At 72.3% G+C, this 26,375-nt stretch carries 23 protein-coding genes and 1 pseudogene; 7 read left to right on the forward strand and 17 right to left on the reverse strand.

All coding sequences use genetic code 11. The features are described from left to right. Window positions 1–12: 12 nt before the first annotated feature. Window positions 13–516, reverse strand: coding sequence for an acetolactate synthase small subunit (gene ilvN / locus AIIKEEIJ_RS20900; RefSeq protein ID WP_006934252.1), 504 nt, complete (start codon window positions 514–516; stop codon window positions 13–15). Continuing rightward, window positions 513–2,459: an acetolactate synthase large subunit gene (locus AIIKEEIJ_RS20905; protein ID WP_161996480.1), complete on the reverse strand. Its 1,947-nt coding sequence runs from the start codon at window positions 2,457–2,459 to the stop codon at window positions 513–515. Before AIIKEEIJ_RS20905 ends, ilvN begins: the two co-directional genes overlap by 4 nt. 266 nt (window positions 2,460–2,725) lie before the next feature. Here AIIKEEIJ_RS20905 and AIIKEEIJ_RS20910 point away from each other — a divergent pair, with 266 nt between their 5' ends. Both AIIKEEIJ_RS20910 and ilvD read left to right on the forward strand, forming a co-directional pair. Further along, a complete protein-coding gene (locus tag AIIKEEIJ_RS20910) occupies window positions 2,726–3,199 on the forward strand; it encodes a PH domain-containing protein (protein ID WP_029544420.1) in 474 nt (157 codons plus the stop codon). 140 nt (window positions 3,200–3,339) lie between these two features. Beyond that, on the forward strand, window positions 3,340–5,181 hold the full coding sequence (ilvD, locus tag AIIKEEIJ_RS20915) for a dihydroxy-acid dehydratase (protein WP_029544422.1): 1,842 nt from the start codon (window positions 3,340–3,342) through the stop codon (window positions 5,179–5,181). A gap of 54 nt (window positions 5,182–5,235) precedes the next feature. Here the strand turns inward: ilvD and AIIKEEIJ_RS34090 are convergent, their stop codons facing one another. Next, a complete protein-coding gene (locus AIIKEEIJ_RS34090) occupies window positions 5,236–6,033 on the reverse strand; it encodes a DoxX family protein (protein ID WP_050035413.1) in 798 nt (265 codons plus the stop codon). A 112-nt stretch (window positions 6,034–6,145) separates the two neighbouring features. On the opposite strand from AIIKEEIJ_RS34090, the gene AIIKEEIJ_RS20925 reads away from it, so the two are divergent. Continuing rightward, a complete protein-coding gene (locus AIIKEEIJ_RS20925; RefSeq protein WP_006947419.1) occupies window positions 6,146–7,258 on the forward strand; it encodes a PQQ-dependent sugar dehydrogenase in 1,113 nt (370 codons plus the stop codon). Between the two features lie 25 nt (window positions 7,259–7,283). Here the strand turns inward: AIIKEEIJ_RS20925 and AIIKEEIJ_RS20930 are convergent, their stop codons facing one another. Beyond that, window positions 7,284–8,234 carry a linear amide C-N hydrolase gene (locus AIIKEEIJ_RS20930; RefSeq protein WP_029544427.1) on the reverse strand — a complete coding sequence of 317 codons (951 nt, stop codon included), beginning with the start codon at window positions 8,232–8,234 and terminating at the stop codon, window positions 7,284–7,286. A gap of 285 nt (window positions 8,235–8,519) precedes the next feature. On the opposite strand from AIIKEEIJ_RS20930, the gene AIIKEEIJ_RS20935 reads away from it, so the two are divergent. Next, window positions 8,520–8,936: a VOC family protein gene (locus AIIKEEIJ_RS20935; protein ID WP_006947411.1), complete on the forward strand. Its 417-nt coding sequence runs from the start codon at window positions 8,520–8,522 to the stop codon at window positions 8,934–8,936. A gap of 64 nt (window positions 8,937–9,000) precedes the next feature. On the opposite strand, the gene gatB is transcribed toward AIIKEEIJ_RS20935, so the two are convergent. From gatB to AIIKEEIJ_RS20955, 4 genes are all read right to left on the reverse strand, one after another. Beyond that, the gene (gatB, locus tag AIIKEEIJ_RS20940; protein WP_006942345.1) at window positions 9,001–10,512 is read right to left on the reverse strand and encodes an Asp-tRNA(Asn)/Glu-tRNA(Gln) amidotransferase subunit GatB; all 1,512 of its coding nucleotides are present in this window, start codon (window positions 10,510–10,512) and stop codon (window positions 9,001–9,003) included. Between the two features lie 59 nt (window positions 10,513–10,571). Continuing rightward, window positions 10,572–11,603, reverse strand: a complete 1,032-nt coding sequence (locus AIIKEEIJ_RS20945; RefSeq protein WP_006942344.1) for a 6-phosphofructokinase — start codon at window positions 11,601–11,603, stop codon at window positions 10,572–10,574. 94 nt (window positions 11,604–11,697) lie between these two features. Beyond that, entirely contained in the window at window positions 11,698–12,384 is a 687-nt protein-coding gene (locus AIIKEEIJ_RS20950; RefSeq protein ID WP_006942343.1) for a response regulator, read from the reverse strand. A 9-nt stretch (window positions 12,385–12,393) separates the two neighbouring features. Next, complete coding sequence (locus AIIKEEIJ_RS20955) at window positions 12,394–13,608, reverse strand: sensor histidine kinase (protein WP_202917350.1); 1,215 nt, start codon at window positions 13,606–13,608, stop codon at window positions 12,394–12,396. A gap of 104 nt (window positions 13,609–13,712) precedes the next feature. Here AIIKEEIJ_RS20955 and AIIKEEIJ_RS20960 point away from each other — a divergent pair, with 104 nt between their 5' ends. Together AIIKEEIJ_RS20960 and AIIKEEIJ_RS20965 are read left to right on the forward strand one after the other, a co-directional pair. Next, window positions 13,713–14,297: a hypothetical protein gene (locus AIIKEEIJ_RS20960; protein ID WP_238406504.1), complete on the forward strand. Its 585-nt coding sequence runs from the start codon at window positions 13,713–13,715 to the stop codon at window positions 14,295–14,297. Beyond that, on the forward strand, window positions 14,258–15,631 hold the full coding sequence (locus AIIKEEIJ_RS20965) for an alpha/beta hydrolase (RefSeq protein ID WP_260325663.1): 1,374 nt from the start codon (window positions 14,258–14,260) through the stop codon (window positions 15,629–15,631). Before AIIKEEIJ_RS20960 ends, AIIKEEIJ_RS20965 begins: the two co-directional genes overlap by 40 nt. Before the next feature lie 30 nt (window positions 15,632–15,661). Here the strand turns inward: AIIKEEIJ_RS20965 and gatA are convergent, their stop codons facing one another. Then, the gene (gene gatA / locus AIIKEEIJ_RS20970; RefSeq protein WP_161996481.1) at window positions 15,662–17,137 is read right to left on the reverse strand and encodes an Asp-tRNA(Asn)/Glu-tRNA(Gln) amidotransferase subunit GatA; all 1,476 of its coding nucleotides are present in this window, start codon (window positions 17,135–17,137) and stop codon (window positions 15,662–15,664) included. After that, a complete protein-coding gene (gene gatC, locus AIIKEEIJ_RS33175; RefSeq protein WP_029544440.1) occupies window positions 17,134–17,433 on the reverse strand; it encodes an Asp-tRNA(Asn)/Glu-tRNA(Gln) amidotransferase subunit GatC in 300 nt (99 codons plus the stop codon). Before gatC ends, gatA begins: the two co-directional genes overlap by 4 nt. A gap of 291 nt (window positions 17,434–17,724) precedes the next feature. Between gatC and AIIKEEIJ_RS20980 the strand changes: the two genes are divergently transcribed. Then, the gene (locus AIIKEEIJ_RS20980; RefSeq protein WP_006942337.1) at window positions 17,725–18,375 is read left to right on the forward strand and encodes a hypothetical protein; all 651 of its coding nucleotides are present in this window, start codon (window positions 17,725–17,727) and stop codon (window positions 18,373–18,375) included. 10 nt (window positions 18,376–18,385) lie between these two features. Here the strand turns inward: AIIKEEIJ_RS20980 and AIIKEEIJ_RS20985 are convergent, their stop codons facing one another. The 7 genes and pseudogenes from AIIKEEIJ_RS20985 to AIIKEEIJ_RS21015 all read right to left on the reverse strand — a co-directional run bounded on the left by AIIKEEIJ_RS20985 (window position 18,386) and on the right by AIIKEEIJ_RS21015 (window position 26,242). Further along, window positions 18,386–18,874 (reverse strand): GNAT family N-acetyltransferase, encoded by a 489-nt coding sequence (locus AIIKEEIJ_RS20985; protein WP_029544443.1) that lies wholly within the window; start codon window positions 18,872–18,874, stop codon window positions 18,386–18,388. A 79-nt stretch (window positions 18,875–18,953) separates the two neighbouring features. After that, window positions 18,954–21,077: an NAD-dependent DNA ligase LigA gene (ligA, locus tag AIIKEEIJ_RS20990; protein WP_029544445.1), complete on the reverse strand. Its 2,124-nt coding sequence runs from the start codon at window positions 21,075–21,077 to the stop codon at window positions 18,954–18,956. Between the two features lie 10 nt (window positions 21,078–21,087). Further along, entirely contained in the window at window positions 21,088–22,149 is a 1,062-nt protein-coding gene (locus tag AIIKEEIJ_RS20995) for a methionine synthase (protein ID WP_161996482.1), read from the reverse strand. Next, window positions 22,146–23,240, reverse strand: a complete 1,095-nt coding sequence (gene mnmA, locus AIIKEEIJ_RS21000) for a tRNA 2-thiouridine(34) synthase MnmA (protein ID WP_072635534.1) — start codon at window positions 23,238–23,240, stop codon at window positions 22,146–22,148. Before mnmA ends, AIIKEEIJ_RS20995 begins: the two co-directional genes overlap by 4 nt. Window positions 23,241–23,245: 5 nt before the next feature. After that, window positions 23,246–24,472: a cysteine desulfurase family protein gene (locus AIIKEEIJ_RS21005; RefSeq protein WP_006933204.1), complete on the reverse strand. Its 1,227-nt coding sequence runs from the start codon at window positions 24,470–24,472 to the stop codon at window positions 23,246–23,248. A gap of 42 nt (window positions 24,473–24,514) precedes the next feature. Further along, window positions 24,515–25,379 (reverse strand): annotated as a pseudogene (locus AIIKEEIJ_RS21010) (lysophospholipid acyltransferase family protein). A gap of 20 nt (window positions 25,380–25,399) precedes the next feature. Further along, on the reverse strand, window positions 25,400–26,242 hold the full coding sequence (locus tag AIIKEEIJ_RS21015) for a GNAT family N-acetyltransferase (RefSeq protein WP_161996483.1): 843 nt from the start codon (window positions 26,240–26,242) through the stop codon (window positions 25,400–25,402). Window positions 26,243–26,375 lie beyond the last annotated feature (133 nt).

A 26,375-nucleotide genomic window follows, 5' to 3' on the forward strand; every position in this document is an offset into this window, starting at 1 on the left:
GGTGTGTTCAGGCTAACGGGTGGCCGTGATCGACTTCGGACCGCGTCCGACCGCGACGACCCCGGACTGCACGATCTCGCGGATGCCGTAGGGCTCGAGCATCCGCAGCAGGGCGTCGAGCTTGGACCGGGTACCGGTGGCCTCGATCGTGAGCGACTCGGGCGAGACGTCGATCACCTTGGCGCGGAACAGATTCACCGTCTCGATGACCTGCGTCCGCACGCTCGCGTCCGCCCGCACCTTGATCAGCAGCAGCTCGCGGGCGACCGAGGCCTCCTCTTCCTGCTCGACGATCTTGATGACGTTGACGAGCTTGTTGAGCTGCTTGGTCACCTGCTCGAGGGGGAACTCGTCGACGGTGACGACGATCGTCATCCGGGAGATCTCGGGGATCTCGGTGCCGCCCACCGCGAGGGATTCGATGTTGAACCCGCGGCGGGAGAACAGGCTCGCCACGCGGGCCAGCACGCCCGGCTTGTCCTCGACGAGAACGCTGAGGGTGTGACTGGTGCTCACTGACGATCCTCTCCTGCTGCTGCGGCGCCGCGCTGGTCCGGGTGCTTCTCGTGCTCGAGTGCCTCGTGGATGACGGCCGGCTCGGCGGCCGCCTCGTCCTCGTCGAACAGCGGGCGGATGCCCCGCGCCGCCATGATCTCGTCGTTGCCGGTGCCCGCGGCGACCATCGGCCACACCTGGGCGTCCTTGCCGACGATGAAGTCGATGACCACCGGACGGTCGTTGATCGACTGCGCCTGGCGGATCGCGTCCTCGACCTCCTCCTCGCGCTCGACGCGGATGCCGACGCAGCCCAGAGCCTCGGCCAGCTTGACGAAGTCGGGGATGCGCAGGGTGTGGGTGGCCAGGTCCGTGTTCGAGTACCGCTCCTCGTAGAACAGCGTCTGCCACTGCCGCACCATGCCGAGGTTGCCGTTGTTGATGAGCGCGACCTTGATCGGCACACCCTCCACCGCGCAGGTCGCCAGTTCCTGGTTGGTCATCTGGAAGCAGCCGTCGCCGTCGATGGCCCACACCTCGGCGTCGGGCACGCCCATCTTGGCGCCCATGGCCGCCGGAACGGCGTAGCCCATGGTGCCCAGGCCGCCGGAGTTGAGCCAGGTCCGTGGCTTCTCGTAGTCGATGAACTGCGCGGCCCACATCTGGTGCTGGCCGACGCCGGCGCAGTAGATCGCCTCCGGTCCGGCGAGCTTGCCGACCTTCTGGATCACGAACTCCGGCGAGAGCATGCCGTCGGCGGGCCGGTCGTAGCTGAGCGGGTAGGTGCGGCGGATCCCGTCCAGGTACTCCCACCACTGGGCGTACTCGAGCGTGGTGCCCGTCGCGAGATCCGCACGGATCGCCTCGATCAGCTCGACGATCACCTCCTTGCAGTCACCCACGATCGGCACGTCGGCGTGCCGGTTCTTGCCGATCTCGGCCGGGTCGATGTCCGCGTGGATGACCTTCGCGCCGGGCGCGAACGAGTCGAGCTGACCGGTGACGCGGTCGTCGAACCGCGCGCCGAGCGTGATCAGCAGATCGGACTTCTGCAGGGCGGCGACCGCCGCGACGGTGCCGTGCATGCCGGGCATGCCGCAGTTGAGCCGGTGAGTGTCGGGGAACGCACCGCGCGCCATGAGCGTCGTGACGACCGGGATGCCGGTGAGCTCGGCCAGCTCGAGCAGCTCCGGAGAGGCCTCGGCCTTGATGACACCGCCGCCGATGTACAGCACGGGCGACTTCGCCTCGGCGATCAGGCGGGCGGCTTCACGGACCTGCTTGCCGTGCGGCTTGGTCACGGGACGGTAGCCGGGCAGGTGCATCTCCGGGGGCCAGCTGAAGGTGGTCTGGGCCTGCAGGATGTCCTTCGGGATGTCCACGAGCACCGCGCCGGGACGGCCGGACGCGGCCAGGTAGAACGCCTCGGCGAGGACGCGGGGGATCTCGGCGCCGTCGGTCACGAGGAAGTTGTGCTTGGTGATCGGCATGGTGATGCCCGAGATGTCCGCCTCCTGGAAGGCGTCGGTGCCGATCAGACCGCGGCCGACCTGACCCGTGATCGCCACGACGGGGACGGAGTCCATCTGCGCGTCGGCGAGCGGGGTGACGAGGTTGGTGGCGCCGGGGCCGGAGGTGGCCATGCACACGCCGACCTTGCCGGAGGCCTGGGCGTATCCGGTCGCGGCGTGGCCGGCGCCCTGCTCGTGGCGGACCAGCACGTGCCGGACCTTCTGCGAGTCGAACAGCGGGTCGTAGACGGGGAGGATCGCACCGCCCGGAATGCCGAATACCGTGTCGACTTCGAGCTCCTCGAGGGCCCGGACCACCGACTGTGCGCCGGTGACCCGCTCGGGGGCGACCTGGCGACGGTTACCGGACTGGGTGGCCGCGGCCGCGGGCGACGGGGCTGCGGCCCCGGGCTTGCGCGGCGAAGGTTGAGGCCTTGCGGTTGGTGCGCTCACTGCGATTCCTCTGGTTCTGGCTCCGGGCAACAAAAAACCCCCGTCAGCAGCATCTGCTGTACGAGGGTGGCGCGTCGTGGGCGAGTTGCGAGAAGCGGCTCAGGCGACGACGCGCCGGCCGATTACGAGCAACCCATTCTGATTCACGCGCTCGACGGTAGGCGCGCGAAGGTCCGACAGTCAACTTGGTTCGGTCACCTGTCCCAGAATGTGAGATGCCTCGGCTGCAATGGGAAGATGGTGAGGTGTCATCTCCACAGCAGCCCGTGCCACCACGCCCATCATCCCATACGGCCGAACAGCAGCCGCAGGTCATCCAGATTTCCCGGCTCGCGCTGCTCGCATGTGGGTTCGTGCTGCTCGGAGTGGCCTCCCCGGCCCTGGCCTGGCCCGCCGCGTTCGGCTGGATGGTGGTGATTCCGTTCCTCGTCGGCGCGTGGGTGCTGCGGGTGCGCACCGTCGTCGGGCCCGAGGGCATCACCGCCCGGTCCGCGTTCTCGACCCGGACCCTGGCCTGGGACGAACTCGACGGCCTGCGATTCCCCAAGCGGGGCTGGGCACGCGCCCGCCGCACCGACGGCACCGAGGTACCCCTGCCGGTCGTCACGTTCGGCCGTCTCCCCCAGCTCGCCGCCGGTAGCGGCGGTCGCATCACCGACCCGTATGCGGCCGCGCGCGAGGCGGAGGCACGGGAGCAGGCCGCGGACACCGAGCCGGACGCGGACGTCGAGTCGAAATAGCACACGAGTAAATTCGAAGCCGCCCAGGCCCGCTCCGGCCCCGTCCGGCGGAGCCCGGTCCCCGGCGTCGCCGCGCCCGCGCAGCACACAGCCCCGAAGCAGCCCCAGCCCCGAAGCAGCCCTAGCCCCCGAGGAACCCGATGCCCCCGTTGAGGTCACGCACCACCACCGCCGGACGCAACGCCGCCGGGGCCCGCGCCCTGTGGCGCGCCACCGGCATGACCGACTCCGACTTCGGCAAGCCGATCGTCGCGATCGCGAACTCCTACACGCAGTTCGTGCCCGGCCACGTCCACCTCAAGGACGTCGGCGAGATCGTCGCCGAGGCGGTGCGGGCCGCCGGCGGTGTGCCGCGCGAGTTCCACACCATCGCCGTCGACGACGGGATCGCCATGGGCCACGGCGGCATGCTGTACTCGCTGCCCAGCCGCGAGATCATCGCCGACTCGGTGGAGTACATGGTCAATGCGCACACCGCCGACGCGCTGGTGTGCATCTCCAACTGCGACAAGATCACCCCCGGCATGCTCAATGCCGCGATGCGCCTGAACATCCCGACGGTGTTCGTCTCGGGCGGCCCGATGGAGGCCGGCAAGGCGGTGGTCGTCGGCGGTGTCGCGCAGGCCCCCACCGACCTGATCACCGCGATCTCGGCGTCGGCCAACGACGCCGTCAGCGACGACGGCCTCGACGAGGTCGAGCGCAGCGCCTGCCCCACGTGCGGGTCGTGCTCGGGCATGTTCACCGCGAACTCCATGAACTGCCTGACCGAGGCGCTCGGACTGGCACTGCCCGGCAACGGGTCGACGCTGGCCACCCACGCGGCACGCCGGGCGCTGTTCGAGCGGGCCGGCACCACGGTCGTCGAGGCGGCGCTGCGCTGGTACCGGGACGAGGACGAGTCGGTCCTGCCGCGCAACATCGCCTCCCCCGCCGCGTTCCGCAACGCCATGGCGCTCGACGTCGCGATGGGCGGCTCGACCAACACCGTGCTGCACACGCTCGCCGCGGCGCAGGAGGGCGAGGTCGACTTCGACCTCGGCACGATCGACGCCATCAGCCGCAAGGTGCCGTGCCTGGCGAAGGTCTCCCCCAACTCGGACTACCACATGGAAGACGTCCACCGGGCCGGCGGCATCCCCGCGATCCTCGGCGAGCTGCGCCGCGCCGGGCTGCTCGAGACGGACGTGACCACGGTCCACACGACGAGCTTCGACGAGTGGCTCGATACGTGGGACGTGCGCTCCGGCAAGGCCTCCGACGAGGCGATCGAGCTGTTCCATGCGGCCCCCGGCGGTGTCCGCACCACCGAGCCGTTCTCCACCGCCAACCGCTGGTCGTCGCTGGACACGGACGCCGCGGCCGGCTGCATCCGGGACGTCGAGCACGCCTACACCGTCGAGGGCGGACTGGTCGTCCTGCGCGGCAACCTCGCTCCGGACGGCGCGATCCTCAAGACCGCCGGCATCGACGAGGACCTGTTCACCTTCGAGGGCCCGGCGTTGGTCGTCGAGTCGCAGGAGGAGGCCGTGTCGGTGATCCTCGGCAAGAAGGTGCAGCCCGGGGACGTCGTCGTGGTCCGCTACGAGGGACCGTCGGGCGGGCCGGGCATGCAGGAGATGCTGCATCCCACCGCGTTCCTGAAGGGCGCGGGACTGGGCAAGCAGTGCGCCCTGATCACCGACGGCCGGTTCTCCGGCGGCACGTCGGGACTGTCGATCGGCCACATCTCGCCCGAGGCGGCGTCCGGCGGCGTCATCGGTCTGCTCGAGAACGGTGACCGGATCCGCATCGACGTCCCCACGCGCACCCTCGAGGTCCTCGTCGACGACGCCGTCCTCGCCGAGCGGCGCGCCAAGATGGAGGCTTCGGAGCGCCCGTGGCTGCCGGTCGACCGGCAGCGCACGGTCACCACCGCCCTGCGCGCCTACGCCGCGTTGGCCACCTCGGCCGACAAGGGTGCAGTCCGCCGGGTGCCGTAGGCACCGGTGCGTCCTTCGGGCTGTTCCTGCCGCCCGAAGGACGCACCGTCCGCGTCAGCGGCCGAATATCCAGAGGCAGACCCCACCCGCGACGCCGAGCAGCAGCGCGACGAACGAGCCGGCGAACGGCCGGGTCGCCCAGCCGCGGGTGCCGTCGACCGCGACCCGACCGGGACCGGTCAGCACGATCACTGCGGCGGCGGCCGCGAGCAGGGTCTCGTACTCCACCCCGTCCGGCGCGAAGTACTGCAGTCCCGGCTCGGCGGACTGCCGGAACAACCACGCGTTGATCATGATCGCCAGCACGGCGGCGGCGGCGAGCGGGGTGAGCAACCCGAGGATCAGCAGCGCTCCGGCCGCCACCTCCCCCACCGCACCGAGCACCGCGAGCAGGGCCGGACGCTGGTAGCCCGCGTCGGCGAGCATCGCCTCGAACCCGTCCATGCCGGGGCCGCCCCACAGCCCTGTCAGCTTCTGCACCCCGTGCACCACCATCGTGCCGCCGACGACGAGCCGCAGCACGAGCAACCCCAGGTCCAGTGTGCCGCGGCGCGCCTTCGCCGGCCCGGGCGCGGCACCGGTCTCCGCTCCGATCGGCGCCGCGACGGCGCCCGCGGGCTCGTACCGGTGCATCCGCTCGGTGGGGGCGACGTCGGAGTCCGCGTACCCGTACTGCGCCGGGCCGCGCCGCTCGAAGGCGGAGTTGTCGAGATCGAGGTCGTCATCGGACTCGAGCATCGACGAGCGGGGGCGCTGCAGCTCCAGGGTGGGATTGTCGTAGGGACTCGACACCGGCTCCGCGGCATCCTGCGGCGTCGGCTCCGGGACGTGGTCTTTCGCCTTGTCGGTCACCGAACCAGGGTAGGTCGCCCGGGTCGGCCGACCCGGGAACCGAGTCGGGGCGCGCCGCCCCGGTAACGTCATGGTCATGACGAGGCGCGCGAGAGTCGGTGGGTCGCGACGGATGCGAGCGACGGTCGCGTCGATCGTGGGTCTGCTCGCCCTCACCACGTCGTGTGCCCGTTTCGACGACGCGACCACCACCCCGTTCACGCCGGAGCCGAGCTTCGACGCGGGCGCCGAACTCGAACCGCTCGAGCCCCCGACGACGACCACGACGCCGGGCGCACCGCCGACACCGCCGGGCCCGTGTCAGGACCCCGACCCCGCGGTGGTCGCCACGTGCCTCGACACCACGGGAGGGCTGGTCACCATGCCGGACGGCGGCTCCGCTCTCGTCGCGGAGCGGCGCACGGGCCGGATCCTGCGGGTGGCACCGCGGACGGAACCGGTGGAGGTGGCCACCGTGCCGGTCGACGGTTCCGGCGACGGCGGGCTGCTCGATCTCGCGCTGTCGCCGACCTTCGACGAGGATCGGCTGCTCTACGCCTACATCACCACCCCGACCGACAACCGCGTCGTGCGGCTCGCCGCGGGCGACGTCCCGAAGCCCGTGTTCACCGGCATCCCGCGGGGGGCGAGCGGGAACGCGGGCGCGCTCGAGTTCACCTCACCCACCGACCTGGTGGTGCTCACCGGCGACGCCGGGAATCCGGCCGCGGCCGCCGATCCGGCGTCGCTCGCCGGGAAGCTGCTGCGGATGCCTCTGCCGGCGCCGGGCGCGGCCGCGGCGCCGTCGGTCGTGCTCTCGGGGATCGGAACGGCCGGCGACGTGTGCCGGGATCCCGCCGGAAACCTGTGGGTCACCGACCGCACCGCGCTCGAGGACCGGCTGCAGCGTGTCGGCGTGGACGGCGCGGTGGGCGCGTCCCCCGCCTGGACGTGGCCCGAGCGTCCGGGCGTGGCCGGATGCGCGGCCGGTGCGGACGCGGTCGCGGTGTCGCTGACGGACGGCAAGGCGGTTGCGGTGGTCGCCATCGATCCGGGAACAGGGGCGGTGACGGCGGCGCCCGTGCCGGCGGTGCAGGACCGCTACGGCCGTCTCGGCGGCGCGTCGGCGGGCGGCGACGGGCAGCTGTGGGTGTCCACCGTCAACAAGGCCGGCGGCGAACCGGGCCCGAACGACGATCGGGTCGTGCTGATCCAGTTCCCCGCCGGCGGGGGCGGCTTCGACTAGCCGGAACCGTTCGTCTCGGGGTACGTCACGACAGCGTGAAGGGCGGCTCGGCCGCGTCGGTGAACGCGCCGCTCACGTTGCCCAGCAGGCCCGGTTTCGCAAGGTCGAGCTTGCGGCAGGTCGAGAAGTCCAGGTCGGCCGACCGGGTCCACACGATGTTCGGGCTGAACGACGATTCGAACATGTACAGCCCCTCGGTCAGGTCCGTCAGCGTGCGCCAGATCGTCATCGAGATGTTCGGCCGTTGCGGATCGGGTTCGCCGAACGGTTGCGCGACATTGCGCATGACGCTGAGCAGCGCCGCATACGCACGGGCCGGGGTCTCCACGGCGGGCAGTCGGTCGAGATAGTAACTTGCCCGGACGAAGCGGTCGGACGCCTCCGTGGTGCCGGGCAGCGGCTCGGATCCCCCGAAACCGGTAAAGCTCTTCCGGAGTTCGATCTGCTCGTCGTACGGCGGTGAATTCGTCATGACGGTGTTCGCGCGGCCGTGATGTATCCGCAGCGTTCCACCGATATGCTCGAGGATCAGGGAGTCACCGCTCGCGTCCTCGAGGGCCAGATGCACGGTCGCGGGACGCTGGGAGCGCGGCTCGATCAACGGTCGGACCTGGAAGGGCCGCTCGGCCATCAGGGCGAGGCACTCGTCGACGGTGCCGCACAGGTCCAGAAAGATCTGCGGCCACAGGGACACCGCGAGCGCGGGCAGTTCCGGGTCCCGTTCCCCGAAGTCCGCCTCCGCGAGCCACAGCACGTGAGCGGCCAGGCCGCGCTCGTTGATCCCGTCGCTCGTGGCGTTGTCCCAGACGGCGGCCACGAGACTGCCGTACCGGGCCGTCCAGGTCACCGGGTCGGGATCGCGGTCGTGCCCGATCCTGTCGACCCCCCGCGGAAGTGACCACAGGTTCGTGTCCATCTCCTCGCGCCAGTCCATGTTCCGGCCGACGAGAACGCCGTGCCCGCTTCCGGTCCACATTGCCCGAGTGCACATTGATCCTCCGCGATGTCCGACGAGAAATCCGGCCGCCCGTGCGCCGTGAGCGTCGACCCGCCCCACGACGACAGTGACAATACGGACGTTTCGGTCGAATCTCAGCGTTTTCGCGGCGGATCCGCCCGCACCCGCTCCCGCGACGGTTCGGATTACTCGAATTCGACTGTGTCGCAATTGCTTCCGGCACACTTCCCCGTTCGACCCGGGACGGTGCAACAATGTCGCCGATCGGTCCGAAGCAGTGGCACGCCCGAGGGAGGGGCCCGCATGACCACACGCCTGAATCCGTACATCAGCTTTCGCGACAATGCCCGCCAGGCCATGGAGTTCTACCGATCCGTGTTCGGCGGAGAATTGGATGTGAGCACGTTCGCGGAGATGCACGCGAGCGACGACCCGTCCGAGCAGGACAAGATCATGCATTCGATGCTGGCGAGCCCGAACGGTCTCGTCCTGATGGCGGCGGACACCCCCAACCAGATGAGCTACAACCCGGGGGACAACATCTCGATCTCGCTCAGCGGCGACGACGAGGCCGAGCTGCGGGGCTACTGGGACCAGCTGAGCGACGGCGGAACCATCGCCATGCCGCTCGAGCGAGCACCGTGGGGCGACCACTTCGGCATGTGCACCGACAAGTTCGGCATCCAGTGGATGGTGAACATCGCCGGCGACACGCAGTAGACACACGGGCGGCCTGCCATCCCGGCAGGCCGCCCGCTCGCGGAAGAACCTCTCGTGGAAGAACTCAGCTGCAGGCGGCGAGCACGAGCTCCTTGACCAGGGCCGGGTCGGCCTGGCCGCGGGTGGCCTTCATCACGTCGCCGACGATCTTGCCGGCCGCCTGGACCTTGCCGCTGCGGATCTTGTCGGCGATGTCGGGGTTGGCGGCCAGCGCCTTCTCCACCTCCGACTTGATGAGCGAGTCGTCGCGCACGACCACGAGTTCGGGGTGCGCAGCGAGGATCTGCTTCGGGTCGCCCTCACCGGCGAGCACGTAGTCGACGACCTTGCGGGCGAGCTTGTTGGTGAGCGTGCCGTCGGCGACGAGGGCGATCACCTGCGCGACCTGCTCCGGGGTGATCGGCAGCTCGACGAGCTCGACGCCGCGGGTGTTGGCCTGCTGGGCCAGGTAGGCGACCCACCAGGACCGGGACTCGGAGGCGGGGGCGCCGGCCTCGGTGGTGGCGATGATCAGGTCCAGGGCGCCGGCGTTGACGAGGTCGCGCATCTCCTCGTCGGAGATGCCCCACTCGGCCTGGATCCGGGCGCGCCGCAGCCACGGCAGCTCGGGGAGGGTGGCGCGCAGGTCCTCGATCCACTCCGCGCTCGGGGCGATCGGTTCGAGGTCCGGTTCCGGGAAGTAGCGGTAGTCCTCCGCGGTCTCCTTGCGCCGGCCCGGCGAGGTGGTGCCGTCGGCCTCCTGGAAGTGCCGGGTCTCCTGGATCACCGTGCCGCCCGCGGTCAGGACCGCGGCCTGGCGGCGCATCTCGTACCGCACGGCGACCTCGACCGACTTGAGCGAGTTGACGTTCTTCGTCTCGGTGCGGGTGCCGAACTCCGCCGCTCCGATCGGGTTGAGGGAGAGGTTGGCGTCGCAGCGCATCGAGCCCTGGTCCATGCGCACGTCGGACACGTCGAGGGCCTTCAGCAGGTCCCGCAGCGCGGTGACGTAGGCGCGGGCGACCTCGGGGGCGCGCTCGCCGGCGCCGACGATGGGCTTGGTGACGATCTCGATGAGCGGCACCCCGGCGCGGTTGTAGTCGAGCAGCGAGTGGCTCGCCCCGTGGATGCGGCCCGTGGCGCCACCGACGTGCAGCGACTTGCCGGTGTCCTCCTCCATGTGCGCGCGCTCGATCTCCACGCGCCACGTGCTGCCGTCGTCGAGGACCACGTCGAGGTAGCCGTCGGTGGCGATCGGCTCGTCGTACTGCGAGATCTGGTAGTTCTTCGGCTGGTCCGGGTAGAAGTAGTTCTTCCGCGCGAACCGGCCCCACGGCGTGATCGAGCAGTTCAGCGCAAGGCCGATGCGGATCGCCGACTCCACCGCCGCCTGGTTGACGACGGGCAGCGAGCCGGGCAGGCCGAGGCACACCGGGCACACCTGCGTGTTGGGTTCGGCGCCGAACGTGGTCGGGCACGGGCAGAACATCTTGGTCGCGGTGTGCAGCTCGACGTGCACCTCCATGCCCATCACGGGCTCGAACTTCGCGAGCACCTCGTCGTAGGCGAGCAGATCATCGGACATGGCGGCAGTCATGCGCTCGATTTTAGACGGTGCCGCCATGCGGCGAACCGGCCCTCACGCGCGGCGCGACCTCACCCGAAGATGATCCGCATCTCCTCGTAGCGGTCCTTCGGCACCCGCTTGTGGTTGGCGAGCGCCTCGTCGAAACCGACCCGGGCGATGTCGGTTCCGTGCAGCGCCACCATGTGCCCCCACTCCTCGTCGGCGACGAGATCGGTGACCGCCATGCCCAGGCGGGTGGCGAGCACCCGGTCGAAGGCCGTGGGCACGCCGCCGCGCTGGATGTAGCCCAGGATCGTGGCGCGGGTCTGGATGCCGGTGCGCTCCTCGATCATCGGGGCGAGGACGTCGGCGATGCCGCCGAGCCGCGGCCGGTCGAACTCGTCGCGCCCCTTGTCGGAGTACGCCTCGGTCATCTCCGGCAGGGTGAATCCCTCCGCGACCACCACCATGGGGGCCCGGCCGCGGTCGCGGACGCTGGTGACCCATTCGCAGATCTGCTCGATGCTCTCGGGCTGTTCGGGGATGAGGATGGCGTGGGCACCCCCGGCGGTGCCGGAGTGCAGCGCGATCCACCCCGCCTCCCGGCCCATCACCTCGAGGACCATGCAGCGCTTGTGCGAGTTGCCGGTGGTGCGCAGCCGGTCGATCGCCTCGGTCGCGATCTCGACGGCGGTGTCGAAGCCGAAGGTGTAGTCCGTCTGGCCGAGGTCGTTGTCGATGGTCTTCGGCACTCCGACGATCCGGATGCCCTCCTCGAACAGCCGCTTGGACGCGGCGGCCGTGCCCTCGCCGCCGATGGCGATCACGGCGTCGACGCCCATGCGCTCGAGCGTGCGGGCGATGTTCTCCGCGCCGCCGTTCGGTCCTTGATAGGGGCCGAACCGGCTGGTGCCGAGAATAGTGCCGCCCTGATGCGACAATCCCCGAACCTTGCTGCGATCCAAGGGGATTGCGTCGCCTTCCACCAAACCACGCCAGCCGTCGAGGAATCCGACGAACTCCTGACCGTAGACGGTCCTGCCCTTGAGGACCGCTCCGCGGATCACCGCGTTCAGGCCGGGGCAGTCCCCGCCGCTGGTGAGAATGCCGATGCGCGTCATCCGTACCTCCGTGCCGGTCGTGCAGGTTGTCGGTGGTCCTCCCGGCAATACTGCCCCGGCGCGGCGCCCGCGGCATCCCGATCGCGGGTGCCGCTCACCCCGGCACGACCAGTCCGGACTCGTACGCCAGTACCACCGCCTGCGCCCGGTCCCGCAGGTTCAGCTTCCCGAGCACCTTCCCCACGTGCGTCTTGACCGTCTGCTCCGCGACGAACAGGTGCGCGGCGATCTCCTGGTTCGACAGCCCGCGGGCGATCAGCTCGAGCACCTCGCGTTCGCGCGGGGTGAGGACGTCGAGCGCCCGATCGCGGCCGCGGCGCGGCGACCGCCGGCGGGTGACGTCCGCGATGAGGCGGCGCGTGACGGTCGGCGCGAGCAGCGCCTGGCCGTCGGCGACGACGCGGACCGCCCGGATCAGTTCGTCGGCGGGCGCGTCCTTGAGCAGGAATCCGCTGGCGCCCAGGCCCAGTGCCTCGTAGACGTAGTCGTCGATGTCGAAGGTGGTGAGCATCAGCACACGTGTCGGCGGATCGGTGCGCCCGGCGAGGATGTGCCGGGCCGCGTCGAGTCCGTTCATCTCGGGCATCCGCACGTCCATCAGGACCACGTCGGGACGCAGGCGGGCCGCCTCCGCGACGGCCCGCCGACCGTCCGGGGCGTCGCCGATCACGCTGATGTCGGGTTGGGCGGCGAGCAGGGCGCCGAAGCCCTGCCGCACCATGGCCTGGTCGTCGGCGATCAACACGGTGATGGGGGTCGCGGCTGCGCTCGGGTCCGTCACGGCCTCAGCCTAGGCCGCCGGGACGCGCGGCAGCTGCGCTCGCACCTCGAATCCACCGCCCGGGACGGGATGGGCCACGAGCCGCCCTCCGACCGCCAGCGCCCGGTCGACCATGCCGCGGATGCCGTTCCCGCCGCCGCGGTCCCCGGGTCCGGGCTCCGCGCGCCCGGGGCCGTTGCGCACGGTCACGCTCACCTCGTCCGGTCCGTACGCCACGCCGACCTGGACCGGTGCCCCGGAGGCGTGCCGGGCGGCGTTGGCGAGCGACTCCTGCAGGATGCGGTACACCGTGAGCGCGGTGGCGTCGGAGACACCCGCCGGGTCACCGTCCGTCGCGGTGGACAGGACCATCCCGGCGCGCCGCGCGCCCTCGAACAGGTCGCCGAGCCGGTCGAGGCCGGGCTGGGGAGCCTGCGCCCGTTCGCCGTCGCCGTCGCTGACGTCGGCGAGGTTGTCGCTCCGGAGCACGCCGAGCATGCCGCGCACCTCGTTGAGCGCCTCGCGGGCGGTCGCCCCGATGGATTCGAACTCCGCGCGCACCGGTTCGGGGACCTCGGGCAGGCGGTACGGGGCGCTCTGCGCCTGCACCACGACGAGGGACATGTGGTGCGCGACGATGTCGTGCAGGTCGCGGGCGATGCGGGCCTTCTCCTCGAGGATCGCGCGGCGGGCCCGCTCGAGTTCGCTGACCTCCTCCTGCCGAGCCAGCTGCCGCCGGGAGAGCACGAGCCACCGCACGAGCAGGCCGAACACCGCCATCGCGGTCAGGCCGAGCGCCCAGCCCCAGCCGTTCTGCCCCGGCACGTGGGTGAAGAACAGCACCACGGTGGCCGCCCACACGAGCCCGGCGATCTGCAGGGACGCGCGCATGCTCACCGCGACGAGCAGCGCGCACAGCACGAGGATGTGCACCACCTGCCAGGGGTAGTCGTAGCCGGGGACGAGGTCGAAGGCGCGCGGGATCGCCAGCGCGGCCCCGGCCGAGACCGCCCACCCGAGGGCGGGATCGGTCCGGATCGCCACGAACGGCCCGGCCGCGAGCGCCGCGACGACGGGCATCAGCGGTGCGGGCACCTCGTGGGTGAGGTGCAACGTGGGCCACGCGACCGCGTACAGGATCAGCGTCGCCGCCACGATCGCGATCGTCCACCAGCGGCCTCGGCCGCGTTCTCTCGTCCAGCGCACGGCACCACGGTAGGCACGGGACGCCCGCACTGTCGTCATACCAGGGGGTGAGATGCGCCTGGCTCCGTGGGGGCAGACGGCCGCGGCCGGACCGCTCCGGCGTGGGATCCGCGGCGGTCCCCGTCGTTCCTAACGTCCGTGCCATGCGCAGACGAGCGACGACAGTGATGGTGGGTACGGCCGCGGCGCTGTTCCTGGGAACCGTTGGGGCGCAGGCTGGTCCGGAGGGGGAGCCGAGGCCGCACGGGGGCGCCACGGCGGCGGCGGTGGCGGCGCTGTCCGACGGCGACACCGCGGCGGCGCTCGAGGTCTTCCCGGCCGGCTTCGAGCCGGCGATGCACTACCGCCCGGTCACCGAGGACGGGATCCTGGTGGATCCCCTCGGGGGCTGCTCGTCCCCCGTCCCCCTGCCGAAGTTCTTCGAAACACCCTGCCGTGAACACGATCTCGGCTACGACCTGCTGCGATACGCCCGGTCGGTGGGACACGAACCGGGTCCGCAGGCGCGGCGCGGCCTGGACGCCCGGCTGAGCCGGCACCTGCACGAGGCGTGCCGCACGGCGGCTCCCGGCGACGGCTGGTGCGTCCTCACCGCGGATGTGGCGTCGATTGCCGTGCGGTTCAATTCGTGGCGGCAACGCGACGCGGCACCGGTTCCCGAGTCACCGCTGCCGTACGCGGCCGTGGTGTGGACGTTGGCCGCGGCGGCGCGGTGGGCGGTGCGATGAGGGCGCTCGCGGCGTCCGCGGCCGCGGACGCGGGGGTCGATTCGCTCGCGCGGCGCTGCCCGCGGGTGGCGACGACCGTGGCGGTGACGATCGCGGTGTGGGTCTCGCTCGCGCCGTCGCTGCTGCCCCGTGCGGCCCTGGCACAGGCCGCTGCCTCCGGATGCGCCGCCGCAGCCGCGGCCGTGGCCGGCGGGGTGCGCCGCCGGCGGCACGGGGGATCCGCGCGGCCCGGGGCCGCGCGGCCGGCGGCGCTGGTCGTCGCGGCCGGCGCGCTCGGGTGGGCGGTGCTCGCCGCGGCGCAGTGGCAGGACGCGTTGCGGGCGTCGATGGGGCGACCACCCGCCGGTCCGGCGCACTGGATCGTTGTATGTAGTTGTGCCCCCTTGATATTCGCGGCAGTACGGGCGATCGGCCGGGTTCCGGGGGCGTGGCGCCGGCGGGCCGGCACCCGCGCGGTCGCGGCCACGGCTGTCACGGTGGCCATGGGCGTCGGCGTCGCGATTGTGCCCGTGGGGCTCGGGCAGGCAGACCCGGTCGCGAGGCCCGTCGCCGCCGCGGTGGCCGGCAGTCCGTCGTCCCTGGTGTCCTGGGAGTCCCTGGGCGACGAGGGCCGCCGTTTCGTGACCCTCGACGCGCATCCCGGCGCGATCCGCACGTACGTGGGGCTCGGATCCGCTGCGGACGCCCGCTCGCGCGCCGCGCTGGCCGTGCGCGAACTCGACCGCGCCGGTGGGTTCGCCCGCGCCCACGTCGTGGTGGCGGTGCCCACCGGCTCGGGCTGGATCGACCCCGGCGCGGTGCGGGGGTTCGACACGGTGTTCGGCGGCGACGTCGCGCTCGTGGCGCAGCAGTACTCGGCCGCGCCGAGCTGGGTGACGTTCCTGTTCGACCGGAACGCGGCCGCGGCGTCGGCCCGCGCCCTCCTGACGGCCGTGCGCGCCCACCTCGACACCCTGGACCCGGTCCGGCGCCCGCAGCTGCACGTGTACGGGCAGAGCCTCGGGTCGATCGGGGGCAGCGCCGCGCTCGCCGACCACGCATCGGCCGCGGCGGGTCCCTGCGCGGCGATCTGGGCGGGTCCGCCGGCCGGCGCGGTGCGCACGGCCGGAGCGATCGTCACCGCGAACACGTCGGATCCGGTGGTGTGGTGGCAGCCGTCGCTGCTGTGGTCCCCGCCCGACCTGTCCCGAGCGCGACGCGACGCGCCCGTGCCGCGGTGGCTGCCGGTGGTCAGTTTCGTGCAGGCGACGCTGGACCTGCCGGTGGCGCTGGACGCGGCCCCCGGTCACGGGCACCGCTACGGCCCGGACCAGGCCCGGTGCGACCACCCCTGACCGGGACGGAGCACCGGGCCTCGGCCGGACTCAGGCGACGATCGGGCCGCGTGCGGCCTCGAACGCGGCGCCGACGCGGTAGAGGCGCTCGTCGGCGAGCGCCGGGGCCATGATCTGCAGGCCGACGGGCAGCCCGTCGTCGGCGGACAGCCCGGACGGCACGGACATCGCGCAGTGCCCGGCGAGGTTGGTCGGCAGCGTGCACAGGTCCGACAGGTACATCGCCAGCGGATCGTCGACCTTCTCGCCGATCTTCCACGGGGTGAAGGGGCTGGTCGGCGAGACGAGGACGTCGACCTGCTCGTACGCCTTCTCGAAGTCCCGCGCGATGAGGGTGCGGACCTTGAGCGCCTGCCCGTAGTAGGCCTCGTAGTAGCCGGAGGACAGCGCGTAGGTGCCGATCATGATGCGGCGCTTGACCTCCTTACCGAACCCGGCGGCCCGGGTGGCGGCCATGACCTGCTCGGCGCTCATCGTGCCGTCGTCGACGCGCAGGCCGTAGCGCATGGCGTCGAAGCGGGCGAGGTTGGAGGAGACCTCGGACGGCAGGATCAGGTAGTACGAGGCGAGCGCGTACTCGAAGTGCGGGCAGGAGACCTCGACGACCTCGGCGCCGAGTTCGGTGAGCGTGGCCACGGCCGCGTCGAAGGACGCCAGCACGCCCGGCTGGTAGCTGTCCGAGTGCAACTCCTTGACGACGCCGACGCGCAGGCCCTTCAGGTCGCCCTGCGCGCCCTCCCGGGCCGCCTGGACGACCGGCCGGACGGGCGCGTCCACCGACGTGGAGTCGCGCGGGTCGTGGCCGGCGATCACCTCGTGCAGCAGCGCCGTGTCGAGCACGGTGCGGCCGCACGGGCCGCCCTGGTCGAGCGACGACGCGCACGCGACGAGGCCGAACCGGGAGACCGTGCCGTAGGTGGGCTTGGTGCCGACCGTGGCGGTGACGGCGGCGGGCTGGCGGATCGAGCCGCCGGTATCGGTGCCGATGGCCAGGGGCGCCTGGTAGGACGCCAGCGCGGCCGCGGAGCCGCCGCCGGAACCACCGGGGATCCGGGTGGTGTCCCACGGGTTGCGGGTGGGACCGAAGGCGGAGTTCTCGGTGGACGATCCCATCGCGAACTCGTCCATGTTGGTCTTGCCCAGGATGGGGATGCCGGCCCGCCGCAGCTTCGACGTCAGGGTCGCGTCGTACGGCGACATCCAGCCCTCGAGGATCTTCGAGGCGCACGTGGTGGGCATGTCGGTCGTGGTGAACACGTCCTTGAGGGCGATCGGCACGCCGGCCAGCGGCGACGCCGGGCTCTCGCCCGCGGCGACCGCGCGGTCGACCTCCGCGGCGGCGGCCAGCGCCTGCTCCCCCGCGACGTGCAGGAAGGCGTGGTAGTCGCCGTCGACCTCGGCGATGCGGTCGAGGTGAGCCTGGGTGACCTCGACCGACGAGACGTCGCCGGAGTGGATGCGGTCGGCGAGGTCGGCCGCGCCCAGCCGGGTCAGGTCGGCGCTCATTCGCCCTCCCCCAGGATCTGCGGGACGGAGAAGCGGCCGTCCTCGACGAGCGGCGCGGCGGCGAGCGCCTGCTCCGGCGTCAGGCCCGGGCGCACCTCGTCGGGGCGGGTCACGTTGGTCACCGCGTTCGGGTTGGCCATCGGCGCCACATCGTCCGCAGCCACCTCCGACACGGCCTTGACGTGGCTGAGGATCGTATCCAGCTGGCCGGCGAACTCGTCGAGTTCGGCGTCGGTCAGCGCGAGCCGGGACAACCGGGCGAGGTGCGCGACCTCGTCACGGGAGATGGCAGGCACCTTCGGTGACCCCTTTCCGATGAAGAAACGAACGTCCCGTCCAGGGTAGTGCGTGCCGACCGGGACGGTTTCGCCGGTTCCCCGGACCCGCGCCGACCGCCCGCCGTGTTGCAGTTCGGAGAAACACCTGTGTCGTTCGTGTGACAACGACCGCGTGACCGGCGGTTTCCTGTCCCGTCTCGGCGCAGCACCGCCGGACCGGCATCCGGCGGTGCTGCGGGGGTGAAAAGATGGTGTCCGTCGCCGGCCGAGCGCCTCGGCCGTGACTTCGGAATCGGGGAAAGGACGCACGTGTCGTACCTGTTACGCGTCCAGCTTCCCGACCGGCCGGGCAGCCTCGGTTCACTCGCCGTCGCGCTCGGTTCGGTCGGTGCGGACATCCTCTCGCTGGACGTCGTCGAACGCGGCGCCGGCTTCGCGATCGACGATCTCGTCGTCGACGTCGACGCCGGGTCGCTGCCGGACACGCTCATCACGGCCGCCGAACGCCTCGAGGGCGTGACGGTGGACTCGATCCGTCCCTATGCGGGAATCCTCGACACCCACCGCGAACTCGAGCTGATCGATCAGGTCGCCACCGCGCGCCACGATCGGCTGCAGGTGCTCGTCGACGGGGCGCCCCGGGTGCTGCGCGTCGGCTGGGCGACCGTCGTCGACACCGGCCCGTACGGGGTGTACCGGGTGGTCGGCAGTTCCGGCGCCCCCGAGACCCGGCCGGCGGAGGTGCCGTGGATGCCGCTCGAGAAGCCGATGCTGCTCGACCACGAGGGCGAGTGGGTGCCCGACCTGTGGCGAGCGATGAACACGACCCTGGCGGCGGCGCCCCTGGGGACCCAGGGCCGGGTGCTGATGCTCGGCCGGCCCGGCGGCCCGGAGTTCCGCCCGTCCGAGGTGGCCCGGCTCGGCTACCTGGCCGGCATCATCGGAACCGTCCTCGGCTGAGCGGAACGGCTCAGACCAGCTCCCGGACCAGGGTGCTCAGCTCGACGCCGGGCACCGGCGCCCAGTCCCGCTCGGGGACGGGGACGAATCCGTTGCGGTCGTAGATGCGGCGCGCGTCGACCATGTCCGGCTGCGTGGAGAGCACCACGGCGCGATCGCCGCGGTCGTAGGCGGTGTCGAGGACGTGCCGCACCAGCGCCGACCCGACACCCCGGCCCCGCGCCGACGGCGCGACGGCCAGCATCCGGAACTCGAGCTCGCCCTTCTCGGCGATGTGGGCGAAGCGCGACGCCGGCTCCGCCAGCGTCACGGACCCGACGATCTCGCCGTCGGCGAGCGCGACCACCACCTCGGCGTGCTTGTCGCGGGCGGCGGTGTCGCGCAGACGCTCGGCGTACGGGTCGTCGGGCTCGACGAATCCGCCGCCGACGTACACGTCGACGGTGAGGGCGCCGACGGCGTCGTACTCGTCCGGGCTCACGCGTCTGATCTCGATCACTGGAGGACTATCCCAGTGCCCGCCCCTTCCGCCCAAACGGTTTCCGGGCGATCTCCGTCACACCGGCTCCGGCCGCCGGTCAGCTCTCGAGCTCGCCGAACTCCTCCTCGATCGCGTCCTGGCCACCCGAGACGCCGTCCGGGCCGAGTTCGAGCAGCCGGCGGAACCCGTCCTCGTCGAGGACGGGGATGCCCAGCTCGGCCGCCTTGTCGGCCTTCGTTCCCGGGGCATCGCCGACGACGACGAACGCGGTCTTCTTCGACACCGAACCGGCCGCCTTGCCGCCGCGGAGCAGGATCGCCTCCTTGGCCTGATCCCGCGAGAAGCCCTCGAGCGATCCGGTGACCACGATCGACAGGCCCTCAAGGGTGCGTTCGATGGATTCGTCGCGCTCGTCGAGCATGCGCACCCCCGCCGCGCGCCACTTCTCGACGATCGCGACGTGCCAGTCGACGGCGAACCATTCACCCAGGGCCGCAGCGATGGTCGGTCCCACCCCCTCGACGGCGGCGAGCTCGTCCACGGACGCCTCGCGGATCCGGTCGAGGCTGCCGAACTCGGTGGCCAGCGCCCGTGCGGCGGTCGGGCCGACGTGCCGGATCGACAGTGCCACCAGCACCCGCCACAGCGGCTTGTCCTTGGCTGCTTGGAGATTCGCCAGCAGGCGCTTGCCGTTGGCGGACAGCGCCCCCGCCTTGGTGCGGAAGAGCGACGTCCGCAGCAGGTCCTCGGCGGTCAGGTCGAACAGGTCACCCTCGTCGGCGATCACCCCGGCCTCGAGCAGCGCGGTGGCCGCCTCGTAGCCGAGCGCCTCGATGTCGAATGCGCCGCGGCCCGCGACGTGGAAGACCCGCTCACGCAACTGCGCGGGGCAGTGCCGCTGGTTGGGGCAGCGCAGGTCCACGTCACCCTCCTTGGCGGGGGCGAGCGGTGTCCCGCACTCGGGGCATTCGGTGGGCATGACGAACTCGCGTTCGGTGCCGTCGCGCAGGTCCACCACGGGGCCGAGCACCTCGGGGATGACGTCACCGGCCTTGCGCAGCACCACCGTGTCGCCGATGAGCACGCCCTTGCGGGCCACCTCCGCCGCGTTGTGCAGGGTGGCGAGGGAGACCGTCGACCCGGCCACCGTGACCGGTTCCATGTAGGCGAACGGGGTGACCCGGCCCGTGCGGCCGACGCTGACGCGGATGTCGAGCAACGTGGTGGTCACCTCCTCCGGCGGGTACTTGTAGGCGATCGCCCACCGGGGTGCGCGCGAGGTGGTGCCGAGCCGGCGCTGCAGGGACACCTCGTCGACCTTGACGACGAGCCCGTCGATCTCGTGTTCGACGTCGTGGCGGTGCTCGCCCCAGTACCGCATCCGGGCGACGACCTCCTCGACGCCGACGACGCGGGCGGTGTGCCCGGAGACGGGCAACCCCCAGGCGGCGAGGGCGGCGTAGGACTGCGACAGCGACACCGGCTCGAATCCCTCGACGCGGCCGAGCCCGTGGCAGATCATCCCGAGGCGGCGCCGCGCGGTCACCGCGGGGTTCTTCTGCCGCAGCGATCCGGCCGCGGTGTTGCGCGGATTGGCGAACGGGGCCTTGCCCTCGGCGACAAGGGCGGCGTTGAGCGCGTGGAAGTCCTCGAGCCGGAAGTACACCTCGCCCCGCACCTCGAGAACCCGGGGGACGGGAAATTCCTCGGTGGCGGTGAGCCTTTCGGGGATGTCGTCGATCGTGAGGGCATTGAGCGTGACCTCCTCGCCGGTGCGGCCGTCGCCGCGGGTGGCGGCACGGCGCAAGCGGCCGTCCTCGTACACCAGACTCAGCGCGACGCCGTCGATCTTCACCTCGCACAGGTAGTGCAGGTCCGGACCCGTCTCGGCCTCGACGCGGGAAACCCAGGCGCGCAGTTCGTCCTCGGTGAAGACGTTGTCGAGGCTGAGCATCCGCTCGAGGTGGTCGACGGCGGTGAAGTCGGTGGCGAAGCCCCCACCGACGAGCTGCGTCGGGGAGTCCGGGACGCGCAGGTCCGGGTAGTCGTCCTCGAGCTGCTTCAGCGCGCCGAGCAACTGGTCGAAGGCGCCGTCGGAGATGATCGGCGCGTCGCGCACGTAGTAGCGGAACTGGTGCTCGCGCACCTCCTCCGCGAGCTGCTGCCAGCGCTCGCGCACGTCGGGCGGAGCTTGGGTGGGCGCGTCCGTCGATTCACTCACGCCGGAAAGACTAGTCGAGCGATACGACGTTCCCGGCCGCTGCGGAGCCGAGCGATTCCGGGTCGTCCGCGAACGCGGCGGCGACGTCGCGGGCGAGGCGCAGCGCCCGGCGCGCCCACGTGGGATCGGCGCCGGCCAGGCCGCAGCGCGGGGTGACCCCCACCGAGCGCAGCGTGGCGCGGGGGAAGCCCAGCCGGTCGATCAGCGTGATCGCGGGGGCCGCGACGTCACGCCAGGTGGGGACAGCCGTCTCGGGTGCGGTGGACGGCACCAGCCCGAGCAGGAGGGTGGTTCCGGCGTCGATCAGCTCACCGATACCGTCGAGGTCGGCGGCGGTGAGCTGCGCGACGTCGAGGGCGACGGCGTCGACGCCGCTGCGGCGCAGCAACCCGGTGGGCACGTCGGCGGCGCAGCAGTGCACCGCGACGGGGCGGCCGATCGCCGCGATCGCGGCCTCGAGCAGGTGCTGCGCCTCCGGCTCGGGGAGCGCCGGCACCGATTCGAGCTTCGTGCGTCCGGTCAGGGTCCCGGCGAGGACGGCGGGCAGCGCAGGCTCGTCGAGCTGGACCACCACGTGGGCGCCGAGGCGGCGGGTCAGTTCCGCGGCGTGCCGCGCCAGGCCCTCGCCGAGGGACTCGGCGACGTCGCGCACGGCGCCGCGATCGGTGAGCACCCGCCGGCCCCCGGCCAGCTCGGCGTGCGCGGCGAGGGTGAACGGGCCGGCGGACTGCACCTTCAGGAATCGACCGGGACCGAGACCCGCTGTCTCCCATGCCTCTTCGAGTGCATCGAGATCTCGGCGCAGCAGATCCCCGGCGCGGGCGGCGACCGCGCCGCGGCGACCGCCGAGCCGGTACCCGGTGGTGGACGTGTCGAGGTGCAGGTCGACCAGCAACGCGCCGGTGCGGCCGATGAGATCGGCCCCGAGCCCGCGGGCCGGCAGCTCGACCAGGTGCGGCAACGCCTCGAGCTCGCCGAGCACGGTCGCGGCCGATTCCCGGGCGTCGGTGCCGGGCCACGACCCGATGCCGGTCGCGACGCCGGACCAGGGGTTCGGGATGTTCGCGGTCACCGGGACGTGGCCGCCGTGCCGGTACCGACGATGGTGCCGCTGCCGAGGACGACGTCGCCGCCCGCGTCCGGCCGGTACAGCACCACGGCCTGTCCGGTGGCGACGCCGGTGAGCGGTTCGCGCAGGGTCACCTCGAGACCGGTGCCGGCGGGCTCGGCGACGGCCGCCGCGACACCGCCGTGCGCGCGGACCTGCACGACGCATTCGACCGGTCCGGCCGGCGCGGCCCCGCTCGTCCACACCGCGCGCTCGGCACTGATCGCCCACACCTTCAGGTCTTCCGCGGAGCCCACCTTCACCGTGCCGGTGTCCGGCTCGATCGCGGTGACGTAGCGGGGGCGGCCGTCCGCGCCGGGGCCGGCGATGCCCAGGCCCTTGCGCTGTCCGACCGTGAAGCCGTGCACCCCTTCGTGTTCGGCGAGCACGGCGCCGGACCGGGCGTCGACGACGCGGCCGGGACGCACCCCGATGCGGGCACCGAGGAAGGCGCGGGTGTCACCGGAGGGGATGAAGCAGATGTCGTGACTGTCGGGCTTGTCCGCGACCGCGAGACCGCGCTCGGCCGCTTCGGCGCGGATCCGCTCCTTCGGGGTGTCCCCGACCGGGAACATCGCACGCGCGAGCTGGTCGGCCGTCAGCACACCGAGCACGTACGACTGGTCCTTGCCGGCGTCGACCGCGCGACGCAGGACACCGTCGTCGAGCCGGGCGTAGTGGCCGGTGGCGACCGCGTCGAAGCCGAGGGCGACGGCCCGGTCGGCGAGGGCCGCGAACTTGATCTTCTCGTTGCAGCGCAGGCACGGATTGGGGGTCTGGCCGGCGGCATAGGACTCGACGAAGTCGTCGATGACGTCCTCCTTGAACCGGTCGGCGAAATCCCAGACATAGAACGGGATTCCGAGCACGTCGGCGGCGCGGCGCGCATCCCCGGCGTCCTCCTTGGAGCAGCAGCCCCGCGACCCGGTCCGCAGCGTGCCCGGCGCCGTGGACAGCGCCAGGTGCACGCCGACCACGTCGTGGCCGGCGTCGACCGCGCGGGCCGCGGCCACCGCCGAGTCCACGCCACCGCTCATTGCCGCGAGCACCCTCATCGACGTCACCTCTCTCGACTACCGGCGCCGGCCAGTCCGGCGGCCCGCGCCCGTCCCACCACCTGCGGCAGCGCCGCCACAACGGCCTCCACGTCGGCGCGAGTCGACGTGTGGCCCAACGAGAATCGCAACGACCCGCGGGCCGTGCGGGGGTCCGCCCCCATCGCGACGAGCACATGGCTCGGCCGCGCCACCCCGGCGGTGCAGGCCGAACCGGTCGAGCACTCGATCCCGGCCGCGTCCAGCAGCATGAGCAGCGAATCGCCCTCGCAGCCGGGGAAGGTGAAGTGTGCATTGCCGGGCAGGCGGTCCGCGCCGCGCGGGCCGTTGAGGACCGCGTCCGGGACCACGGCCGTCACACCGGCGATCAGTTCGTCGCGCAGCGTCGTGAGCGCGACGGTGCGTTCGCCGAGTTCGACCGTCGCCTCGCGCAGCGCCGCGGCCATGCCGGCGATCCCGGCGGTGTCGTGGGTTCCCGACCGTACGTCGCGCTCGTGTCCGCCGCCGTGGGTGAGGGGCACGCACGGCACCTGCCGGCCCAGCAGCAGGGCACCGACACCCTGGGGACCGCCGAACTTGTGCGCGGCGATCGTCATGGCGGCCAGCCCGCTCGCGGCGAAGTCGACGGGCAGATGGCCGACCGCCTGCACGGCGTCGCTGTGCACGGGCACCCCGTACTCGGCGGCGACCGCGGTGAGCTCGGCGACGGGCATCACGGTGCCCACCTCGTTGTTGGCCCACATCACCGACACCAGGGCCGTCTCGTCGGCGTGCTCGGCGAGGGCCATCCGCAGCGCATCCGGCTCGACGCGTCCGTCGGCGTCGACGGCCAGCCAGGTCACCTCGGCGCCCTCGTGCGCGACGAGCCACTCGACGGCATCGAGCACGGCGTGGTGCTCGACGGCGCTCGCGATCACCCGGCGACGGCGCGGATCGGCGTCGCGGCGCGCCCAGTAGATGCCCTTGACCGCGAGGTTGTCGCCCTCGGTGCCGCCCGAGGTGAAGACGACCTCGGAGGGACGCGCACCGAGGTCCGCGGCGATGGACTCCCGGGCCTCCTCGATGCGGCGCCGCGCCGCGCGGCCCGACCCGTGGAGGGACGACGCGTTGCCGACCGTCGCGAAGATCTCCGTCATCGCCGACACGGCCGCGGGCAGCATCGGGGTGGTCGCGGCGTGATCGAGGTAGACGGTCGTCGAGGTGCCGGAGGCTCCGGCGGGGTTCGAGGTCATGACCGAACCAGGATAGCGGGTCGGGGCTCGCGCCCGTCGCGCTCACCGTCCGGCCCGGAGCTCCTCGCGACCACGGGTGTCGTGCGCGGCGGCGGCCCGGCCGAGCCTGGCGAACTCGGCGCCGTCGTCGTGCCGCCGGCGCGCGGACCGTTCACACCGCGCGGCGAGGTCGCGGCGATCGGAGCCGGGCCGCTCGAGCGGGGCGAGCACCACCTCCGCCACCACGCCCCGGTGCCGCAGGAGCCGTCGCAGCGACGCTCCCATCGTCTCGTCGCCGACGAACGCCGGACCGGTGGCGATCGTCCCGGCGGCGTCGGCGTACCGGAGCCCGACCGGCTGCACCGGGCGCTGCGCGTCGATCGCCGCCTGGAACAGTGCCGGACGGAACCCGCCGTACGCCCTGCCGCACCACGTCGTGCCCTCCGGGAACGCCGCGATCCGCTCCCCCGCCAGGAGGCGGTCGCGGATCCGCGACACCACGACGGGCAGGTCGCGCAGACGCTCGCGCTCGATGGGTATGACCCGCATGCGGCGGGCCAGCGCGCCGAGCAGTCCACTCGAGCAGGTCGCTGCGCGCGACGAACCCTGCCGGGGCAACCGCGGTGAGCACCAGCACGTCGGTCCAGGACACGTGCGGGGCGACGACGAGCACGCCCCCGCCTCCCCCGTCGCCGCGGTCCCGCAGGTCGGTCACCGTCAGCCGCAGCCCGGCACAACGCAGCAGGACGCGGGCGAACGCACGCTGGGCGGCGAGGCGCCCCGGGCGGGGCAGGAGCCGGCCGGCGGTCAGCAACGGGGCGGTCGCCAGCACCGCCACCACGAGCACCCAGCGCGCCGCCGCCGTGACGAAACTCACTCGCCCCGGATCGGCCGGAAGGCAGCCGGTGCCGCAGGGACTGGCCGGCATCCAGGCGTGGGCGCGGGTGTTCACGCCCGCGCTCCTGCGGCCGCCTCGGCGCTCTCGGCGGCGGTCCGCAGCCGCTCGAGGTAGCGCGCGTTGGCTCCGGCGAGGCTCTGCAGCGCGACGAAGTCGGCCACCCCGAAGTCGGGGTCGTGGGCGGGCTCGCCGCAGATGCGAGCACCGAGCCGCAGATACCCGCGCAGCAGCGGCGGCAGCACCGGCCGCGCGGGGGACGGGATGTCGTCGAGGGGGCGGCCGTCGACGACGACCGGGGTCCGGGGAAGCACCCGCCGGGCCGGCTCGACGGAGTGCCGGGCCAGCAGCACGTCGCGCACTCCCCGGACGTTGGCGCCGGGCACGTCGGACGGGTGGGTGCGCATCGGCACCGACACGCACCCCATGACCCAGTTGTGCCCGGTGAGTTGCAGGTAGTGCAGGATCCCGGCCCACATCAGCGACAGGACCGAGCCGGAGCGGTGGGCGGGGTCGACGCAGGCGCGGCCCATCTCCACCGCCCGCAGACCGTCGGGATCGAGGGCGGTGAGATCGAATTCGGTGGCGGTGTAGTAGCCCCCGGCGGCGCGTGCGGCCTCCGGCGGCAGCATCCGGTAACAGCCCACCACCGCGCCGGTGTGGTTCTCGCGCACCAACAGGTGGTCGCAGTACTCGTCGAAGCGGTCGGCGTCGAGGCCCGCGGGCATGCCTGCCGGGAGGTGGAATCCGGGTTCGGCGGCGAAGACGCGGTAACGCAGCCGCTGTGCGGCCTCGCGATGTTCGCGGTCGGCGGACACGAGCAGGGAGTACCGCGGCCCCGACAGCACCGCCTCCGACAGCCCCGGGTTCCGGGCCGGCACCAGCAAAGTGGTCATGGCGCAATGTGTATCGAGCCGGTACGTCGCGGCAGGGGCGGCACGGTGTCGCCTCCGTGCACGTCCGGTGAACATGCCCGGGTACGCGTGCGGCCCCGCACCCTGGACGGGTGCGGGGCCGCGGCGGGACCTC

The sequence above is a fragment of the Rhodococcus sp. YH1 genome (genome assembly GCF_009939605.1).
GTDB classification, from domain to species: domain Bacteria; phylum Actinomycetota; class Actinomycetes; order Mycobacteriales; family Mycobacteriaceae; genus Rhodococcus; species Rhodococcus aetherivorans.

Bases quoted from the DNA above. Each gene is read 5' to 3' on its own strand.
- ilvD (WP_029544422.1), top strand. From the start codon at position 3,340: ATGCCCCCGTTGAGGTCACGCACCACCACCGCCGGACGCAACGCCGCC.
- AIIKEEIJ_RS20925 (WP_006947419.1), top strand. From the start codon at position 6,146: ATGCGAGCGACGGTCGCGTCGATCGTGGGTCTGCTCGCCCTCACCACG.
- AIIKEEIJ_RS20930 (WP_029544427.1), bottom strand. From the start codon at position 8,234: ATGTGGACCGGAAGCGGGCACGGCGTTCTCGTCGGCCGGAACATGGAC.
- AIIKEEIJ_RS20935 (WP_006947411.1), top strand. From the start codon at position 8,520: ATGACCACACGCCTGAATCCGTACATCAGCTTTCGCGACAATGCCCGC.
- gatB (WP_006942345.1), bottom strand. From the start codon at position 10,512: ATGACTGCCGCCATGTCCGATGATCTGCTCGCCTACGACGAGGTGCTC.
- AIIKEEIJ_RS20945 (WP_006942344.1), bottom strand. From the start codon at position 11,603: ATGACGCGCATCGGCATTCTCACCAGCGGCGGGGACTGCCCCGGCCTG.
- AIIKEEIJ_RS20955 (WP_202917350.1), bottom strand. From the start codon at position 13,608: ATGACGACAGTGCGGGCGTCCCGTGCCTACCGTGGTGCCGTGCGCTGG.
- AIIKEEIJ_RS20960 (WP_238406504.1), top strand. From the start codon at position 13,713: ATGCGCAGACGAGCGACGACAGTGATGGTGGGTACGGCCGCGGCGCTG.
- gatA (WP_161996481.1), bottom strand. From the start codon at position 17,137: ATGAGCGCCGACCTGACCCGGCTGGGCGCGGCCGACCTCGCCGACCGC.
- mnmA (WP_072635534.1), bottom strand. From the start codon at position 23,240: ATGAGGGTGCTCGCGGCAATGAGCGGTGGCGTGGACTCGGCGGTGGCC.
- AIIKEEIJ_RS21005 (WP_006933204.1), bottom strand. From the start codon at position 24,472: ATGACCTCGAACCCCGCCGGAGCCTCCGGCACCTCGACGACCGTCTAC.
- AIIKEEIJ_RS21015 (WP_161996483.1), bottom strand. From the start codon at position 26,242: ATGACCACTTTGCTGGTGCCGGCCCGGAACCCGGGGCTGTCGGAGGCG.